Origin of the sequence: Litorilituus sediminis (genome assembly GCF_004295665.1) — a bacterium.
Taxonomy (GTDB): domain Bacteria; phylum Pseudomonadota; class Gammaproteobacteria; order Enterobacterales; family Alteromonadaceae; genus Colwellia; species Colwellia sediminis.
Genome location: NZ_CP034759.1, coordinates 2144312 through 2163502 on the forward strand (window position 1 = coordinate 2144312; position 19191 = coordinate 2163502).

Below are 19191 nucleotides of genomic sequence, written 5' to 3' on the forward strand. Positions count from 1 at the left end.
GTTAATGATTTTGTTTTAAAAAAGCAACAAAGTCTGCTTCTGGCATAGGTTTAGCGTAGTAAAAACCTTGAACTTCATCACAGCCAAGTTCAATTAATCTTTCCTGCTGCTCTATCTCTTCAATACCTTCGGCAATAATTTTAAGGTTCATTTTCTTGCCTAGGTTAATGATGGTTTCTGCTAAAACTGACTGGCCTTCTTTATGAATGTCTGTGACAAAAGCGCGATCAACCTTCAAACGATCCAATGGCAGTTTTTGTAGGTAGCTTAATGATGAATATCCGGTACCAAAGTCATCTAAGGCTATGCTAATTCCTTCTGCTTTTAACTTAATTAAGGCATCTACCACTAATTGAGGATCATCCATTAAGATATTTTCAGTGATTTCTAACTCTAATTTACTTGGTCTAATTTGATGAGACTTCATTGTGTCAATTACAGTATCAACAAAATCATCACGTCTAAATTGAGGGATAGATACATTAACGGAAATACTTATATCAGCAAAATCTTGCTCTAAACGCTTTAATTGCTGACATGCTTGCGCAACAACCCAGTCGCCTATTTCAATAATTAAGCCTGAATATTCAGCAAGCGGGATAAACACTGCTGGCGAAACATAATTACCATCACTGGTACGCCAACGAAGCAAGGCCTCAGCACCAATAACTTTACCCGTATCCAAACTTAGCTGTGGCTGATACCAAAGCTCTAAGCAATTAGCAGCAAAATCATTACGCAATTGACGGATCATATTTAATCGCCACTGCATTTGATCTTCCATTTCTGGATTATAAAAAGCAAAGTGCTCTAAGCGATTTTTCTTCGCTAAGTTTAAAGCAATATTGATTTGGTTTAGTACTTTTACTCCTGTGCTTTCGGCATGTTCTTTGGTACATAAGCCAAAACAGGCATTGATAGGTAGATGTTGCTCACCAGCTGTAAATGGCTGATGAAATAATGACATCAAATTTTCAGGGTTAACAATTTCTTCCGGCCCGAGCACGCCAAAAACATCAGCGCCGACACGGGCAAACTTACAGTTACCTCCCATGCTGACCATGCGCTTAGCCACGGCTGATAATAATTGATTACCTATATCTTGCCCTAAGGCATCATTAATATCACTGAAATGATTAATATCAATTAATGCAGCAACCGTATGCTCGTCATTGTTTTGGGAAAAATCATCTAGTAAGCGCAAAAACTCTAAACGATTAGGTAAACTTGTTAACCAATCTTTATATGCTGCATTGCTTAATTTTAAGAATAAGTGAACATTCTCATAGCCAACAGCAACGCCAGTTAAAAACACATCAAGTAATTGAGTTTGTGTTTCTGTTAGCGCTTTTGCTAACTCTACGTAAATAACAGCGCGATAATCACCCTTAGCGAAATATAAAGCTAAGCTATCATCTTGTATTTGGTGTTGCTGTTGTAGAAAAGCAGTTTTAACTAATTTACTTGCATGTTCATTTTTTAGACTATCTAGCTTTTGACCGACCACGCTTGGTGAAAAACCACTTTCTGCGAGCATATAAAAGCTTAGATCATCCGCATTTTCTATTATCCCTTGCCCTCTGGCACAAAAAACACTGCGAATATCATCAGAAATCAACGTAGTTAATTGTGATAATACGCCATGGCAAAATGCTGTTAATGAATGTTGAGAGGAAAGCTCAGTTGCACCCGAGACAATTTTTTCTAAGCCTAAACGGTTTTCATTTACCGTAGCAATTTGTTGGTAAGAACGAATAGCAGCAAAAACTGTAGTCACTAACTTACGACGCGTTAACTCAGTTTTAGTTTTGTAATCATTAATGTCGTATTCTTTTATCACGCTCTCTTCTGGCGCATAACCCGGCTGGCCGGTTCTTAACACAATACGAATATCTTGTCGTTGAAGATTTTCTCTAATGTGTTTCACCACATTTAAACCCGCATCGTCAGTTTCCATAACGACATCAAGCAATACTAAAACTATGTCTGGGTTCTCTTCAATTAATTGGCAGGCATCATTACCTGAATAGGCGTGCAAATACTCTAAACGTCGACCGAGTACAATAAGGTCTGATAACGCTAATTGTGTTACGGAATGGATTTCTGGGTCGTCATCAACAATCAACACTTGCCATGTATCATTACTGCCATGAGCTAGCGTTTCATCTTCATCACTATCATCGATAAATAAAAAATCATCATTTGAATTTTCTGATGCTTGCATACTGCCCTCAGATAACTGGCTGGAAAACGAATGTTAGTGACCAGTTAAATATTTAAAATATCTTTATACAAAATAACACTAGCTTAACTATAACCTAATACTACTTTTTTACACCATTAAATATCATAATAAAAGCCACTTTGACAATATTCAATAAAACCATACAATAAAAATGTTGTTTCACGTAACAATTGTGAAAAAGTCGTACAAAATCATCCATTACTGTCTGTTTTTTGTACAACACATTACGACTTGCTATCAGTTTAAGGGATGAGGTTAATGACTAAAGATAAAATGCCAATTGCGACTTCAAGTAGCACTGACAGTAACTTAACCACAACACCAGCTAAAGAGTCTGATAAACATCACAAATCCAGTGACAGTAATACCAGCCAACAATTTCTCAAATTAACCAAATTATTTGCTGTCGATGGTGCTTTATTGCCCCCGGAAAAACAGATGCCAATCGAAGATCGCTGTGAGAAAAGAGCACGACTTCTGCATTTACGAAAACAGCAAAATATTGAAAGTATCATGCAAAAAACACTTGCCTACTGTGCAAGTTCAGAAGTAAAACAACGTACAGATCAAGATTGGTTTAGCCGCTACATTAACCTCGCTGAAGGCATTAGTAATACCACGATGCAAGATTTATGGGCGAAAATACTTGCAGGTGAACTAGCCAAGCCGGGTTCCTTTTCCTTTAAGGCGTTACAAGTCTTTAGGGATATGAGCATCTTTGATGCCAAGCTTTTTGCTAAAGCCTGCTCATTGGCAGTACAAGATCAAAGTAAACGTAATATTAGAATTTTCTCAGGCAGCTACCAACAACCCGGGCTACTCAACTGGTTTTCCAAAGACCGAATTCAAGGTATAAACCTCAGTCACTATGGCCTTAACTATGCTGACTTACTGGCACTAGCTGAAAACCATTTAATTTATATGCAGGAAAGCGAGCTATCTTTGAGTAACACCCAAGATAAACTCACGCTAAATTATAACGGCTTACCATTGAAGTTAACTGCTCGCAAAGCCAATACTAACATTCAGTTTTATAAATTCACCCCAATAGGCACTGAATTAGCACAGCTTATTTCTGATAAACCAAATGAAGACTTTTTTAATAATATAAATGACGTGTTAAGCAAACACTTTCATGTGACTAACTAAAAATACTGCCCCAGTAAATACACAAAAAGGCGACTTATGTCGCCTTTTTGTGTAGATAAGTTGATAACTAAATACCATCACCATCAGTGTGTAAGCCACATTCTCGTTGACCACCACCAAAACGTGTTTCACTCTCATCCATACCTAAAGTAAGTGGTCTGGTACTGTGTACATCACCTACAGAAACATAACCTTCATCCCACAACGGATGATATGGCAAGTTATGCTTAGTTAAGTACTGATGCACATCTTTGTTATGCCAATCAATAATTGGATGCACCTTAAAGCGACCGCGTAAAATACTCACCACAGACAAACCTTGTCGGTGATCAGACTGTTGACGACGCACGCCTGAGAACCAAGTACCGGCATTCAGCTCAGACAAGCCTCGCTCTAACGGCTCAACTTTATTACGGCGATTATATTGCTTAAGGGCTTCATCACCTTGCGCCCATTGCTCACCATATTTAGCTATTTGCCATGCAGCACTTTCTTTTGCACTATAAACCTGTAAATTCAAGTTCAACTTATCGGTCAACTGATCAATAAAGCGATAGGTTTCAGGAAATAAGTGGCCTGTATCGGTTAAAATAACCGGAATATTACTATCAACCTGCGTCATCATATGCAGCATAACCGCAGATTGAATACCAAAGCTTGATGATAAAACAAACTGTGAAGGCAAGTTTTCCATTGCCCACTCAATGCGCTGAGTCGCAGTTTGTTTTTCCAGTAACTCATTCCACTGGTTTAACCACGGCTCTGGTAATGATGCAGGAAAACGATTATTAATCGCCGGCTTCACTGTGGAACTATTCGCATTAATCATGAAAGTCTCGCTTACTGACTTTTACTTCAGCAATAATGCCAGCACGAATGACAAAATCACCGAAAGCTTCATTTGTTTCACGCTCACTTGCCCAACGAGCAACTAAAGTATCTATTTCTGTCAGAATTTCTTGTTCACCTAAACCTTCTTTATACATTTTCGGCACACGCGTTCCCGCTAAGTTACCGCCTAAATGCATATTGTATTTACCAGGTCCTTTACCAACTAAGCCGATTTCCGCCAACATAGCGCGACCACAACCATTTGGACAGCCAGTAACACGTAGAATAATGCTGTCATCAGCCAAATCATGCTTGGCTAAAATACCTTCAACCTCATCTACCAAACCAGGCAAGTAACGCTCAGCTTCTGCCATAGCTAACGGACACGTTGGAAATGCCACACAAGCCATAGAGTCTTGGCGCTGCTTAGAAATACCGTCATCCATTAAACCATGAGCACGAGCAATTTCTTCAATTTGCGCCTTATCTTCAGGAGCGACGCCAGCAACAATTAAGTTCTGGTTCGCTGTCATGCGAAAATCACCTTTATGTACCTTAGCAATTTCAGCAACGCCTGTTTTTAATGGCTTACCTGGATAATCTAATAAACGACCATTTTCAATAAATAGCGCTAAGTGGTGCTTACCATCAAAACCTTCAACCCAACCTATGCGATCACCACGTCCTGTAAATTCATACGGGCGACTTTCTGCAAATGTAATACCTGCGCGCTTTTCTACTTCTGCTTTAAATACATCAGTACCAACACGATCTAAGGTATACTTGGTTTTGGCATTTTTACGATTTACACGGTTACCCCAGTCGCGTTGTGTTGTAACAACAGCAGCGGCTACATCTAACGTGTTTTCAAGCGGAACAAAACCTAAATCATCAGCACGACGAGGATAAGTTGACTTATCACCATGGGTCATGGCTAAGCCACCACCAACCAGCACGTTAAAACCAACTAACTTGCCATTATCAGCAATGGCAACAAAGTTTAAGTCATTGGCATGCACATCCACGTCATTTTGTGGTGGAATAACTACCGTGGTTTTAAATTTACGCGGTAAATAGTTACTACCTAAAATAGGCTCTTCAGTTGCTTCACCGTTAGGGCCTTCTAGTTTTTCACCATCTAACCAAATCTCGGCGTAAGCACGGGTTTTCGGTAATAAATGCTCACTGATTTTTGTCGCCCATTCATAGGCTTCTTGATGTAACTCAGACTCTACTGGGTTAGTGGTACATAACACATTTCGGTTTACATCACCTGCCGTGGCAATAGAATCAATACCTATGCTATTTAGCGTTTGATGCATTAACTTAATGTTTGGCTTTAAAACCCCGTGAAACTGAAATGTTTGACGCGTCGTTAAACGAATACTGCCATACATGGTTTTGTCTGCTGCAAACTTATCAATAGCTAACCACTGCTCAGGCTTGATAATACCGCCAGGCATGCGAGCACGTAACATAACATTATGCAAAGGTTCTAATTTTTGCTTAGTACGCTCTGCTCGAATATCACGGTCATCTTGTTGATACATACCGTGAAAACGGATCAGCTGAAAGTTATCACCATTAAATCCGCCAGTAACGGCATCAGATAAGTCTTGCTCAATTGTGCCACGTAAAAAGTTACTTTCACCTTTTAAACGCTCGTTATCAGCCAGCTTACCCTCAACAATTAATGGGCCATTTGCTTGAGTTGAGTCTGTCATTAGTATACATCCTTCTGATAACGCTTAGCGTTACGTAAATCTTTTAAATAATCTTGTGCTTGGCTTTCATCTAACTGGCCTTGCTCAGCAATAATATCAAGCAATGCCGCTTCAACATCTTTTGCCATTCGGCTCATATCACCACAAATGTAGAAATGTGCGCCACGCTCTAACCAAGCAAACACTTCTGCGGCATGTTCACGTAAACGGTCTTGTACGTAGATTTTTTCTGCTTGATCACGTGAGAAAGCTAAATCTATACGTGTTAATAAGCCTGATTTTAAATAGCCTTGCCACTCAACCTGATATAAAAAGTCTTGGGTAAAGGTTTGATCGCCAAAGAACAACCAGTTATCGCCTTGTGCTTCTTGTGCATCACGCTGCTGCATAAAGGCTCTAAATGGCGCAACACCTGTACCTGGGCCAACCATAATAACCGGCGTATCACCATTTTCAGGTAAACGGAAATTATCATTATGCTCAACAAAGACACGAACCTTCTGACCTTCTTCTAGTCGATGACTTAAGAAGCCTGAGGCACCACCAGTGCGAGTATTATCGTCTTGTTGATATTGAACAACACCCACAGTTAAGTGCACTTCTTCTTCAACTTCTGCTTGTGAAGACGCAATTGAATATAAGCGTGGCGTAAGTTTACGTAAGCTATCAACAAACGCTTGCGCGCTAAGCTTGGCTGGAGCCGCTTTAACTACATCAACAATTTGGTGGTTAGCCGCATATTCACGCGCTGAATTTTTATCTTCAGCTACCGCTAACAAGGCTTTGTCTTGACTTAAATTCGCCCAGTATTCGATAAACGCTGGTGCTGTTTGAGTAATTTCTAACTGCTCAACTAAGGCTTGCTTTAAGGTCAACTCTTGGCTTTCGCTGGCTACTTTCACTGTTACTTTGTCATCACCGTTAAGTGATAAAGCAGCAATTAATTCATCAACAAGCTGAGCATCATTTTCAAACCAAACACCTAAAGCATCACCTGCTTGATAAGTTAAGCCTGAGCCATCTAAATCAATTTCAATATGACGTACATCTTTCGCTGAATCACGACCCGTGATTTTCTGACTGAGTAAAAACTCAGCTGCAAATGGGTTTTGTTTAGTGTATTGGCTTGCTGCGCCCGCTGTTACCGGTAAATCAATTACCGGAGCTAAACCTTCAGCAGCTTGCGTTAACTCATCTTTCAATGATTCAACAATCGTCAAGCTCCATTCTTGGCTTTGCTCATCATAATCAACATCGCAATCTACACGAGGAGCAACTTGCTGTGCACCTAACGCTTTTAGCCTTTCATCAAAGTCTTTACCTGTTTGGCAGAAAAACTCATAGCTACTATCACCTAAAGCTAATACGCTATAGCGTAATTCAGGTAACTTAGGCGCTTTTTTACCTAGTAAGAATTCATGGAATTCAATGGCATCATCAGGCGGCTCGCCTTCACCATTGGTACTGGCAACAATAAGCAAGTGCGTTTCAGACTTTAATGATTTAGCTTTATAGTCAGCGACATTTTTAAGATTAACTGTGATACCAGCAGCTTTGGCTACTTCAGCCAACTGACTAGCAACACCTTTAGCATTGCCCGTTTGTGAGGCATATAAAATGGTTAATGTTTTAGCAACGGCCACAGCTGCGCTAGCAGGCGCTAATTGAGCATTTTGACCTTGCTCACTTTTTGCTGCTAAATAACCGCTAGCCCAAGCTAGCTGTAAAGACGAAAGATTAGCTGTAGCTTGTTGAAGCTGAGCTAATTGGCTAGCATCTAAGGCGCTAGCACCATTTGAATTAGTTTGATTTTTTAAGTGCTGCTCTGGCAACATAGCGATTTCACCCATTACAATTGATTGCGCAAGGATAGACAAGAATCTTGCAGATCAAAAGGAATAGATAGCGCTTTTTTATTCCAAAAAGGAATATTGATAGTTTTATTTTTGGCGTTATTTATGCGAGGTTATAATTATCTGCTATTAAGTTATGGTAGCTTCAGCAATTTTTAACCGTTTTAATCAATGAAGGAAAGCTCTTGTATCAATGTAAATATCGCCTAGCGCGATTATTTTTTATGGCGATTTTAACACTTGCTTGTGCTTTCGCAGGAGCAGAAACTACCGTTTATAAATATCGCTCTAAATCTGGTGTGACATCTTTTTCTGATATTGAGCCAATCGGTTTAGACTACCAACAAATTCGATTTGATTGCTATGCCTGCCAAATCGACTCATTAGTTAACTGGCGAAACACTAAGTTATATTTATCTGAATATAGCAAGGCAATACATCAAGCATCTAGTCAACATCAAATAGATCCTGCCTTAGTACGCGCAATCATTCATGCTGAGTCTCATTTCAATGCTAAGGCTATTTCTAAACAAGGCGCACAGGGTTTGATGCAATTAATGCCTGAAACTGCGGCTTGGCTTGGCGTTAAAAACCCGTTAGTTGCCAAGCAAAATATTCAAGGGGGCGTTAAGCACTTAGCTAGGCTAGTAAAAAAATATCGCGGTAATATTTCATTAGCTTCTGCCGCTTATAATGCTGGGGAAACAACCATAAAGAAATATGGCGGCATTCCACCCTATCCTGAAACACAAGTCTATGTTGAAAGAGTGGAAATTTTATTGAAAAGGTATCAGCAAGAATATGAAAAATCTGGTTATACAAGCAGTTAATCTAAACTTACTGTAATTAATAAGCAAAAAGGTAGCAACTGCTACCTTTTCCACATTGACTTATAGTATGTGTTTAAAAATGCAAAATTGCACCAACAAAGACACCATCAAAAGTCAAATCACTATAAAAATCATCTAAGTCATTTAACTCTAACTTCACTGTGCGATAGCCTAGCGTTAAATCTAAATCGACGGCTAAGTTATCCAGTAACTCGTAACTAACACCAGCTTGAACATCATAAACAGTTTGATCGTCATAGCTAATAAAATTACCTTCAGCAAAAAAGTTAAAGCCGGTAAAAGGTAAACCGACGATAGTTGATAAGTACACCATAGGGATAATGCCAGAAGCCGATAAGTCGCTATCTATCTTAGTTGCTGGCTCGATTACATGAATATAACTATCGAGATCACGACCTGTAATACCAAAATCAAAGGTTAATAAATCATTATCAAACAACTCATAATATAAGGTGTAATCAATATAGCTTGCTTCAAGGGTAGTATCTAAGTCAGTATTAGCGGTATAAGTTTGACCATTAAAGGTAAAGCTACTTGTTAAGGTAGTACCGCCTACCGTATCTAACGTAGTTGAAGCAATTTTTGCGTTAGGAATTAACGGAATCGGATGCTCAAAAGCAACATAAAAACTGCCTTGATATTCATCTTCAAAGTTAAAAACCGATTGATCAATTTCTCCTTCACCAAAACTACCTTTAGCGTTGTTAGCCCACATTTGGCCACCAATATATAAGCCTAAAAGCGTATCTGCTTGAGCAGGTATGCTTGTCAGTAGCGCTAAACTTGCCGCTAAAACTGTTTTTTTCATCATTTATCCTTTACTTAATAATTCATTTAAATCTATCAAGGCTGCGTTAGCTCTTGAAATATAATTTGCCATAACAAGCGAATGGTTTGCTAACACGCCAAAACCATCACCATTTAACACCATAGGGCTCCACAGCGTTTGCTGGCTTGCTTCAAGCTCGCGAATAATTTGCTGCAAACTAATTTTGGCATTTTTATTCGCTAACACACTGTCAAAATCTATCTCAACGGCTTTTAGCAATTGCAATAATGCCCAAGCAGCACCTCTGGCTTCATAAAAAACATCATCAATTAACCACCAACTGGTTTTTAACTGCAATTGACTTGCACCTTGTGTAGATTGCTGCGCTTGATTATCACCCGCTAAATCAGTATTCACTTGGTCGCGACCAACACTCGAGCTTAAGCGATGAGAATAACTCCCTAAGCGCTTTTGCACTTCTTCTATATAGGCTCTTAAATTATCAGCTCGCGCATAAAACTGTGCTTTATCTTGGCTGTTTGAGCTAACTAAATCGGTACGGTATTCATACAAGCTTTGAATACCTTTTGAGTACTCTGATTCAGCACTTGGCATTGCCCATTTAGTATGATCAATATTAAAACGTGGTTGTGCTGCTTTTAAATGTTCATTAACTAATGATTGCGACTGAGAACGGCTAAAATCTTTACGCATCACCAAAGCCATATCCCTAACCATTTCTAAAACACCAAATTCCCATGCTGGCATATTATCTAAAAATACCGATGGTGGTAGCGCGTCATTGGCTAAGTAGCCGCCCGGCTTATTTAATAAGGTTTCTGCTACTTTAATCAATGCCGTTGTGGTTGTGTAACCAACAACGGGAGCAACATTTTCCGCCTGCGCAGCTTGAGTGACCTCATGATGAATATCGATAGAGTCTGGCTCAATACTCCAGTAAACACCAAGGCCATAAAAAAAGACAAATACACTAATTATCCCAATAGTTAATGATTTGCTTGATACATTTAAATTCATTATCCACTCCTAGTGGTGGTGATTGTGCTTAATACTTTGAACGGGCAATTGCACAATTACCTCGTCTTGCTCTAAAAAATGCAGTGTCAATTCAACAGTATCATCAACTTGCAAAGGTTTTATTACATCAAATATCATCAAATGTAATCCGCCTGGCTGCAAAAGTAACTGGCTTTGACCATCAATAGTCAAAGAATCTAGCTGTTGCATCGTCATCATACCCGCTTTCATACTGTGCTGATGAATTTCCACTCGCGGTGAAATTTTACTGCTGACCCTATGCAAAGTCACTGTTTTTTCGCTGTTATTATGAATTGTCATATAAGCTGAAGATATTGTTGTTCCGGGTATTGTTGCGCGCACATGTCCCTGAGTTACAGTAACAAGCTGCGTGTTGTTTGCAGCCTTAGCAGCCCCCTCGCCTAAACAAGTTATTAAAACAACAAAACAAACTTGCATGATAATATGATTTTTTTTCATTTTTGCTATACATCCCTTTTAATAAGCACTATGGTTAATTGCATGTTATTTTACCAACTGGTCTGACATGACAAATTTTATTCAAACCCAAGAATTAAACGGCGTTTTCACTATAACGCTTAATAGGCTTGAGAAAAAAAATGCCTTAAACACAGCAATGTATCAATCTCTATGTCAGCATTTTAATCATGCTATGGCAACTAATTCTATTCATTGCGTTGTCATTCAAGGTGACAATACCTGTTTTACCGCAGGTAATGATCTCGAAGACTTTATTAACCTCTCTGCACATGATGACTTAGTAGCATTAGAGTTTGTTAAAGTGCTTGCCAAGTTTACTAAGCCGCTTATCGCTGCGGTTTCTGGCCCTGCTGTCGGTATCGGCACCACATTACTATTGCATTGCGATATGGTCTTTGCCACAAGTAGCGCTAAATTTAAACTGCCCTTTACTCAGTTAGGTTTATGTCCTGAAGCCGGCTCTAGCTATTTGCTGCCACAATTATTAGGCCATAACCGCGCATTTGAGCTGCTTGTGTTAGGTGATACATTCAACGTAGAAAAGGCCTATGAACTTGGTTTTATCAATGAAATTTGCGATGCTAATGAGCTTCTAGCTAAAGCTGATAAATGCGCGCAAATCATTGCTAAATTACCTAGTGATGCGGTATTAACCAGTAAACGCCTAATACGCAAAGCAAGCCAAGCAAAATTAGACAGTGTAATTAAAGAAGAAGGAGATGAATTTTCTCGCTTAGTTCAAACCCCTGAATGCAAGAAAATTTTACAACAATTTTTTAGCACACGTTAACCTATACAGATACACTTCTTTCCATCACACTCAATACCACGCGCTCACAATCGAGCGCGTTTGATTAGCAGAGCTTTTTTACCTATGATATCGATATTGAGGCTGAGCTTGCGGCTTATCTCGCACTATTAACCACACCGCCAAAACAACTAACAACACTGGCCAAAAAACACCAACAGCAACCATAGCGATTGAACCTACAATAAGCATACCAATAAAGATAATACCGCCAAACACACTAAGTACTATCGCTAAAGCAATTACAACTAATAAAACAACAACCAAGGCAGATATACTAATCGCTTTAATTGGTTCAATTAACTCTGCCCCCATGTAAACATTAACGTCTAACAGTTCAAGTAAGCTAACGCCTAATACGTATGTTAAAAACAAGGTTGCCAAAATTGCTAAAATGAGTGATTTAAAAAATGTCATATACCCTCGCTTGTTTGCTGTTAATGAAAAAGTGCATTAAATGTGCTTAATAACCTGGTCTACTTGGTAATAAAATACTCGCCACCACATAGGCTACACCTGTAACTACAGGTAAACAAAATAGCGCGGCAATTGCGGCAATACGTACAGCGATACGTGGTAACTCATAATGCTTAGCTATACCAGCACAAACACCGGTCAGCTTTTTATGGATTATGTCTTTGGTTAATGTTTTATTTACTCGCTTATACCTAGAATATTCTCTTTCGTAACTCATAATCTTCTACCTCTATAACTATATCGCCAGGGTTGGCCCCAATTGGGCCTATTTTCTACGGTGTTAATTACTAACCATTAGCAGCTTGCTTTTTCATTTGTGCTAGTTCTAGCTCAATATTGTCGTCTTGCTCCAATGCTGAAATCTGCGCAGAAAGATCTTTATTTTCCGTCATATCAAAGGCTTCAACCTCTGCTTCAATACGATCAATTTTTTGCTGATAGCGTTCAAATTTGCCAATGGCTTCATCAATGTTATACACAGCCGCCTTTTCTCTGACCTTTAACCTAACCTCTGCTGACGCTTGTCTTAGCAATAAGGCATCTTGACGACGTTTCGCTTCATTAAGTTTTTCTTGCAGTCTTTGTGCATCATCTTGCACTGCGGTTAAAAACTCAGTTAACTGATTATTTTCTTCATGCAATTGCTCCTGCTCAGCCTGATATTTATGCTTTTGCGTAAGAGCAGCTTTGGCTAAATCATCTCTGCCTTTTTCCAAAGCGACTTCAGCTTTGCCATGCCAATGAGTAATACTTTTCTCTACCGCGCCAATTTTACGCGCTAGTGTTTTTTGCTCGGCAATGTTTTTAGCTGCTGTGGCACGAACTTCAACCAAGGTTTCTTCCATCTCTTGAATAATCAAACGGATCATTTTTTCTGGTTGCTCAGCCTTGTCTAACATGCTGTTTAAATTTGCATTAATAATGTCAGTAAAACGTGTAAATAAGCCCATAATTCACTCCAATCTCATTGTTGTTTTTGCTATATCTTAAAATTACTTAATTTGTTTAGTTTCTTCTTTTGCTACTCCCTTAGGTCCTTTATTGCCAACTTCCTCCGATTTAATATTTGGTGTAGCAGCTGGTAAGTTAATAGAAAAAGTTTTGATTTCATTCTCAATTGCTTGTTTAAGTTGTTGATTAAGCTCAGTCATTAATTGCTGGCTATGAGCAACAACAAACTCACTAACTGCACCTTCTATGGTATTATTCGCCTTAGCATTGGCGGTTAAACTCATCATTGCGGTTACTGAAATAATTACTGCTAAGCCAATATTTTTGATATTTAAAGTTTTCATCATTAATTCCTTCTCGTTATCTTGAATAATTCGAAGCCAACCTTTAACTGATTAACAACTCTTCATCAGCTGCTTCATGCCTACTAGTACTTCAAGTCATGTGCCAAGATTAAAAACAAGCGTAAACATATGATTAATAAGGAAGATTAAACCAGCATTAGAAAATGGCCTGACTTTGACATAATATGCCAAACTAAATAATGGCAAATATGACCACCAGATTAGTAAATTTAACCAATTCAAAATTAATCAGTGATAAACATGTGCAATTGAAGAAATCGAACAGATAAAAAATGTTCACTGATGAGCGATAGGGTTTGGCCACGATACTGATATGCATCGCGCTAAATTTATTTAGTGATTGAAAAAGTGATAAGAAAAATTAAGCCTTGGTGAATGACAGCTAAGCTTATTTTGCTTATTTTCTATTTTACGGAAAGAGAAACTGAAATTTTTTGAAAATATATAGCTGCAGCTATTCGGTGCGTAGGTGGTTTACGTAGTGAAGTAAGTGACAATGGCAAGCATATTGGTATATTGCCTGCCTGCCATTAAGATAGTTTCTTTTCAAATGCAGTAACTAATAAAGAAGTACATGCCATGGCAATAATTGGCATAACAGTCAAAGTTAAAAAGAAAGATAAGTTAAGCATATTAAGTTCCTTAAAATTGCACACTAGTTGTTACTAAGTTGCAACAAGTGTTACAAAGGTTGTGCCACTTTCTTAATTTTTTTATAAGCCTTTGATTTTTATTGAAATAAAATTTTTAGGTAAATACGAGTATTTAACCAGTTGTCTAAAAAAATCCTTTGATTAGTAAAATTGACCAAAAATTAGTATATATCTAAAGTAATTGTAATATTCTCAGCTGTGAAGCACTGCCTAACTGTTCGATTTAGGGATAAGTATTCTCAAAATCGAAACATTTGCTCCTATGCTAACTAGCTGACTGAGCGACTTTGGCAAAAGCGTCTAATAGTACACTGCCATTAGCATCAGCCTGTCCAGCACATTCACTTAAGTGACGTCTAAATTGTCGCGCACCAACAAGGCCGTTGCATAAACCCAACATATGGCGTAATACATGCCAAGCTCTACCGCCATTGGCAACATGGTTATCAACATAGTTAGCCATCTGCTCTATAACCTGCTGTCGGCTGATCACGGCTTTACTTTCACCATAAATTTGCGGATCGGCATCAGCCAATAAATAAGGGCTATTATAAATTTCTCGCCCTATCATAACGCCATCGATATGAGCTAAATGCTCATTGGCCTCTGCTAATGATTTAATACCGCCATTGATTGAAATTTCACGCTCTGGGAAATCCTGCTTAATTTGATAAACTCTTTGATAATCAAGCGGTGGTATTTCTCTATTTTGCTTGGGGCTTAAACCACTCAGCCAAGCTTTACGCGCATGAATAATAAAGTGCTGACAACCTGCTTGAGAGACTTGCTCAATAAAGGTATGCAAAAATTCATAGCTGTCTTGATCATCAATACCAATACGAGATTTAACCGTGATCGGAATATCAACCGCTGCCTGCATATCACTAACACATTGAGCAACTAGCTCTGGCTCAGCCATTAAACAAGCACCAAAGCGACCATTTTGCACTCTATCTGAAGGACAACCAACGTTGATATTAACCTCGTCATAGCCACGCTGCTCAGCAATTTTAGCGCATTCTGTCATAGCATTAACATCACTACCACCAAGCTGTAGCACTAACGGGTGCTCTGCTTGGTTAAACGCAAGGTAATCACCCCTACCATGCAAAATAGCGCCTGTTGTCACCATTTCAGTATATAAAACCGTTTTTTCAGACATCAGTCGATAAAAATAACGGCAATGGCGATCAGTCCAATCGAGCATTGGTGCAATACTTAGCCTATGATCAATTGGGTTCCTTGCATCTCTTACATTAACACCTGTTTTATCTGTATTTTTTTCTTGTATGTTTTCGTGTATTTTTTCATTTTCTTGCACGTTTTTGCATCCAAAGTACCCACAGGGTACAATAATGGGGTACAATCAATATACCCAAGCGTAATTCTTAATATGGCAATTATAATGGAGAGTGACTTGTGGCAACAGTAAATATCGAACAAAGAACCACTAAAAAAGGAATTAAGTTTAGAGCACGAGTTAGGATTAGAGATCCGTTACTCGAAAAAGGGTACTACGAAGAAAGTAACACATTCACAACCAGAGCAAAGGCAAATCATTGGGCAACTAACAGAGCCAAGTTTCTTGAGGTTGAAGGAATACCAACAAAAGGCATCAAAGGTTCAGATCTTAGAGAAGTAACTTTGGCAAACTTAATTCAAATGTATTTACAGTATTGGGATCTTAACGAAAAAAAGTTACAACGAAGCAAGATTTTTGCTCTATCAGCAATAGCTAAACGAGACATTAGCAGCAACTTAGTTTCACAAATAACCAAGGATGACGTTATTGATTATGCAAAAATGAGAAAGCGAGATGGTGTATCAGGGTACACCACATACCAAGACCTTATTTATATGAAGTCAGTTCTTAGAGCTGCGAGAGATAAAGAGTTCATGGTAAATGGCAATGCTGACTGTGTAATAGACGCAATTGATCAAATTAAAACTGAAATTAATAAACAAAAAATACCTAAGGGTCATCGTTTATTAGAGTTTTCAGCTAATGAGCGAAGCGATATTGAGCCAAGTGAAAGAGAAATGGAGCTTCTTAGAAAAGCTTTATTAGTACGAGAACAGCACCCAAGTGCAAAAATTCCATATTTACAGATTTTAGATTTTGCCATTGCCACATGCATGAGAGTCTCCGAAATATGTCGAGTGAAGTGGAAAAACTTCGATGAAGACGCTCATACAATCGTGATTGAAGACCGCAAACATCCCACAAATAAAGTTGGTAACAATGTCACCATACCGCTAATTGGCGGAGCTTACGAAATAGTTCTAAATAGGCGAGATGAAAAAATCAGAGAGCTTAAAGAGAAAAACTTGCCTTTCGATCCTACTGAGGCAATTTTTCCTTTCGAGAGCAGATCGGTAACGGCAGGTTGGCAACGATGTAGAAAACAACTAATTGATGAAGGGCATTCAATTAAGCAGATTCGTTTTCATGACCTTCGAGCATACGGAGCGACTTTACTCCTTAAAAAAGGGTGGTCATTACCAAAGGTATCGAAGGTGACTGGTCACAGGGATATGAAAGTTTTGAATAATATTTACAACCGTTATGAAGTCAGTGTTATAGCAAAAGAAGACTTTAATGAAAGACATGGATTAAACAAAGAAAGCGTAGACTAATGGACGTTATTTATGGGTACATTTATATCCCATAATTTTAATAAATATGATAACTTATTCCATTATAAAAATTAACAACTTAGATCCGATAATAACAGTATATTAGTTACGGAAAGCAGAACAATATATAGGGCAATTTATGGGCGAACATTTTTCAAAAACAGCAGCATTAATTTGGTCAGTTGCTGATCTTCTCCGTGGCGACTTTAAGCAAAGCCAATACGGAAGAATTATTCTTCCTTTCACTCTACTTCGCCGTTTAGAATGTGTTCTCGAACCAACAAAAGACGATGTGATTGCTAAGTACGAAACTGTAAAAGCAATGCCGCATGAAGCACAAGAAAAAATCTTAGCGGTCTCGGCAAAACAGAGCTTTTATAACACATCTAAAATGGACTTAACTAAACTGGGTGAAACCAGCGTTGCGCAAAACCTTGAAAGCTATGTGCAATCTTTCAGTTCAAATGCTCGTGAGATATTTGAGCATTTCGACTTCTTTAACACTATCGACAAACTCTCAGAAGCTGACTTGCTATACAAAGTAGCAAAACGCTTCGCAACAACTGATTTACACCCAGAAGTTATTGATAACTATCACATGGGTTTAACTTTTGAAGAGTTAATTCGCCGTTTTGCTGAAAGTTCCAATGAAACAGCGGGTGAACACTTTACGCCAAGAGATATTGTCCGTTTAACTACTTCTTTGGTTTTCTGCCATGACGATGACTTATTAACTAAACAAGGTTTGGTAAGAAGTATCTACGACCCAACAGCAGGAACTGGTGGTTTCTTATCTTCTGGTATGGAATACGTGCATGAGCTAAATGACAAAGCCGCACTTTCGGCTTTCGGTCAGGAGTTAAATCCAGAATCATACGCAATCTGTAAAGCGGATATGCTAATCAAAGGGCAAAAAGTCGATAACATTAAGCTTGGTAACACCCTGTCTGACGACCACTTACCTGCTGACAAATTTGACTACATGCTATCTAACCCTCCTTTTGGTGTTGATTGGAAAAAAGTTCAAAAGAAAATCAATGATGAACATAAGTTCAAAGGCTTTGAAGGTCGTTTTGGTGCTGGTTTACCACGAGTTTCTGACGGCTCTCTTTTATTTTTAATGCACCTTGTCAGTAAAATGCGCCCGAAACACGAAGGTGGCTCTCGCATCGGTATTATTCTAAACGGTTCGCCACTATTTACTGGCGGCGCAGGAAGTGGCGAAAGCGAGATCAGGCGTTATCTATTAGAGCATGACTTAGTTGAAGCAATAATCGCCCTCCCCACAGATATGTTCTACAACACAGGTATTGCTACCTATGTCTGGATTTTAACCAACAACAAGCCAGAAGGCAGAGAGAAACAAGTTCAGCTTATTAATGCCAGCGTAGATGATAAAGAGAACCCCGAAAACAACTTTTATGTTGCCATGCGTAAATCGTTAGGCAGTAAACGCAGAGAACTGCCAGAAAATAAAATTGATGAAATAGTTAAACTATATGGTCAATTCGCAGAAGCAAAAAACAGCAAACTATTTAACTACAAAGAGTTTGGCTATCGCCGAATTACTGTTGAACGTCCTTTACAACTGTCGTTTGAAGTGACCAAAGAAAAGTTAGAAGCTTATACCCAAGACTATCTGGATAAGCTACACAAGAAGAATCCTGAGATTACCATTGAGGCAAACCCACCAGCAGGTTACTCCTCGCTTCAAGGGCTTGTCGGTCAACCCGTAATAATGAGCCGCAAAGAATTTTTAGCTCAATTTGACGAAAAACTTTCTTCCGCAGAAGTAAAAGGTTTGTGTAAGTATTTTGGCGAACACAATGATGAAGCTGAGATCTGTTATGTCGAATCTGGTAAAAACAAAGGTCAACAAGAGCCTAATCCTGACCTAAGAGATAATGAAAATGTACCGCTTACTGAATCCGTGCAAGCGTATTTTGAGCGAGAAGTTTTACCTCATGTTCCAAATGCTTGGATTGACGAAACCAAGTGCGATGAAAAAGACGGTGAAGTTGGTATCGTGGGTTACGAAATCCCATTTAATCGCCATTTCTATGAATACAAGCCGCCAAGAAATTTAGAAGAGATAGACAAAGATTTAGATTTGGTTTCAGGCGAAATAATGCAGTTATTACAAGAGGTTCACTCTTAATGACAGTCTCTTCATGTAAAAAATTTTCTATTAAAGTCTTAACATTTATAGAGAGATTTTTATTGACCGTAATGTCATTAGAGTCTACTATTGTCGGCAATACACCCGCCAAGCCTATGCTAAGTGATTCGTCATTTAGAATGCTGAAATTGAGCGGGTTTTCCTTTTTTTATGCCTTCAA

17 protein-coding genes are annotated in these 19191 nt (G+C 38.7%); 5 read left to right on the plus strand and 12 right to left on the minus strand.

Going from position 1 to position 19191, the window contains the following annotated elements; genetic code table 11:
• Position 1: 1 nt before the first annotated feature.
• Positions 2-2224: a bifunctional diguanylate cyclase/phosphodiesterase gene (locus tag EMK97_RS09560; protein ID WP_130601610.1), complete on the minus strand. Its 2223-nt coding sequence runs from the start codon at positions 2222-2224 to the stop codon at positions 2-4.
• Positions 2225-2503: 279 nt separating this feature from the next.
• Between EMK97_RS09560 and EMK97_RS09565 the strand changes: the two genes are divergently transcribed.
• Complete coding sequence (locus tag EMK97_RS09565; protein ID WP_130601612.1) at positions 2504-3394, plus strand: TIGR03899 family protein; 891 nt, start codon at positions 2504-2506, stop codon at positions 3392-3394.
• Positions 3395-3461: 67 nt separating this feature from the next.
• Here EMK97_RS09565 and EMK97_RS09570 read toward each other — a convergent pair whose 3' ends face one another.
• From EMK97_RS09570 to EMK97_RS09580, 3 genes are read right to left on the minus strand one after another with little or no spacing between them, the layout of a single operon-like run.
• Entirely contained in the window at positions 3462-4223 is a 762-nt protein-coding gene (locus EMK97_RS09570) for a phosphoadenylyl-sulfate reductase (protein WP_130601614.1), read from the minus strand.
• Positions 4216-5949, minus strand: coding sequence for an assimilatory sulfite reductase (NADPH) hemoprotein subunit (cysI, locus tag EMK97_RS09575; protein WP_130601616.1), 1734 nt, complete (start codon positions 5947-5949; stop codon positions 4216-4218). Before cysI ends, EMK97_RS09570 begins: the two co-directional genes overlap by 8 nt.
• Positions 5949-7784 carry an assimilatory sulfite reductase (NADPH) flavoprotein subunit gene (locus EMK97_RS09580; protein WP_130604446.1) on the minus strand — a complete coding sequence of 612 codons (1836 nt, stop codon included), beginning with the start codon at positions 7782-7784 and terminating at the stop codon, positions 5949-5951. Before EMK97_RS09580 ends, cysI begins: the two co-directional genes overlap by 1 nt.
• 203 nt (positions 7785-7987) lie before the next feature.
• Here EMK97_RS09580 and EMK97_RS09585 point away from each other — a divergent pair, with 203 nt between their 5' ends.
• Positions 7988-8632, plus strand: coding sequence for a lytic transglycosylase domain-containing protein (locus EMK97_RS09585; protein WP_246028747.1), 645 nt, complete (start codon positions 7988-7990; stop codon positions 8630-8632).
• A 73-nt stretch (positions 8633-8705) separates the two neighbouring features.
• On the opposite strand, the gene EMK97_RS09590 is transcribed toward EMK97_RS09585, so the two are convergent.
• Genes EMK97_RS09590 through EMK97_RS09600 form a run of 3 tightly spaced genes read right to left on the minus strand, consistent with a single transcriptional unit; the run spans position 8706 to position 10940 of the window.
• A complete protein-coding gene (locus EMK97_RS09590; RefSeq protein ID WP_246028748.1) occupies positions 8706-9464 on the minus strand; it encodes a TIGR04219 family outer membrane beta-barrel protein in 759 nt (252 codons plus the stop codon).
• Positions 9465-10460, minus strand: a complete 996-nt coding sequence (locus tag EMK97_RS09595) for a DUF2333 family protein (protein ID WP_130601618.1) — start codon at positions 10458-10460, stop codon at positions 9465-9467.
• 9 nt (positions 10461-10469) lie between these two features.
• Entirely contained in the window at positions 10470-10940 is a 471-nt protein-coding gene (locus tag EMK97_RS09600; protein WP_130601620.1) for a copper chaperone PCu(A)C, read from the minus strand.
• A gap of 67 nt (positions 10941-11007) precedes the next feature.
• Between EMK97_RS09600 and EMK97_RS09605 the strand changes: the two genes are divergently transcribed.
• Positions 11008-11751, plus strand: a complete 744-nt coding sequence (locus EMK97_RS09605; protein ID WP_130601622.1) for an enoyl-CoA hydratase — start codon at positions 11008-11010, stop codon at positions 11749-11751.
• Between the two features lie 78 nt (positions 11752-11829).
• Here EMK97_RS09605 and EMK97_RS09610 read toward each other — a convergent pair whose 3' ends face one another.
• The 5 genes from EMK97_RS09610 to dusA form a co-directional block, all read right to left on the minus strand.
• Positions 11830-12186, minus strand: a complete 357-nt coding sequence (locus EMK97_RS09610; protein ID WP_130601624.1) for a hypothetical protein — start codon at positions 12184-12186, stop codon at positions 11830-11832.
• Between the two features lie 46 nt (positions 12187-12232).
• The gene (locus EMK97_RS09615) at positions 12233-12463 is read right to left on the minus strand and encodes a PspC domain-containing protein (protein ID WP_130601626.1); all 231 of its coding nucleotides are present in this window, start codon (positions 12461-12463) and stop codon (positions 12233-12235) included.
• Between the two features lie 70 nt (positions 12464-12533).
• Positions 12534-13196 carry a phage shock protein PspA gene (pspA, locus tag EMK97_RS09620; RefSeq protein ID WP_130601628.1) on the minus strand — a complete coding sequence of 221 codons (663 nt, stop codon included), beginning with the start codon at positions 13194-13196 and terminating at the stop codon, positions 12534-12536.
• A gap of 42 nt (positions 13197-13238) precedes the next feature.
• Entirely contained in the window at positions 13239-13544 is a 306-nt protein-coding gene (locus tag EMK97_RS09625) for a 6TM ABC transporter family protein (RefSeq protein ID WP_130601630.1), read from the minus strand.
• Between the two features lie 936 nt (positions 13545-14480).
• Entirely contained in the window at positions 14481-15422 is a 942-nt protein-coding gene (gene dusA, locus EMK97_RS09630) for a tRNA dihydrouridine(20/20a) synthase DusA (protein ID WP_130604449.1), read from the minus strand.
• A 212-nt stretch (positions 15423-15634) separates the two neighbouring features.
• Between dusA and EMK97_RS09635 the strand changes: the two genes are divergently transcribed.
• Positions 15635-16852 (plus strand): tyrosine-type recombinase/integrase, encoded by a 1218-nt coding sequence (locus EMK97_RS09635; RefSeq protein WP_130601632.1) that lies wholly within the window; start codon positions 15635-15637, stop codon positions 16850-16852.
• 139 nt (positions 16853-16991) lie between these two features.
• Complete coding sequence (locus tag EMK97_RS09640; protein WP_130601634.1) at positions 16992-19010, plus strand: type I restriction-modification system subunit M; 2019 nt, start codon at positions 16992-16994, stop codon at positions 19008-19010.
• Positions 19011-19191 lie beyond the last annotated feature (181 nt).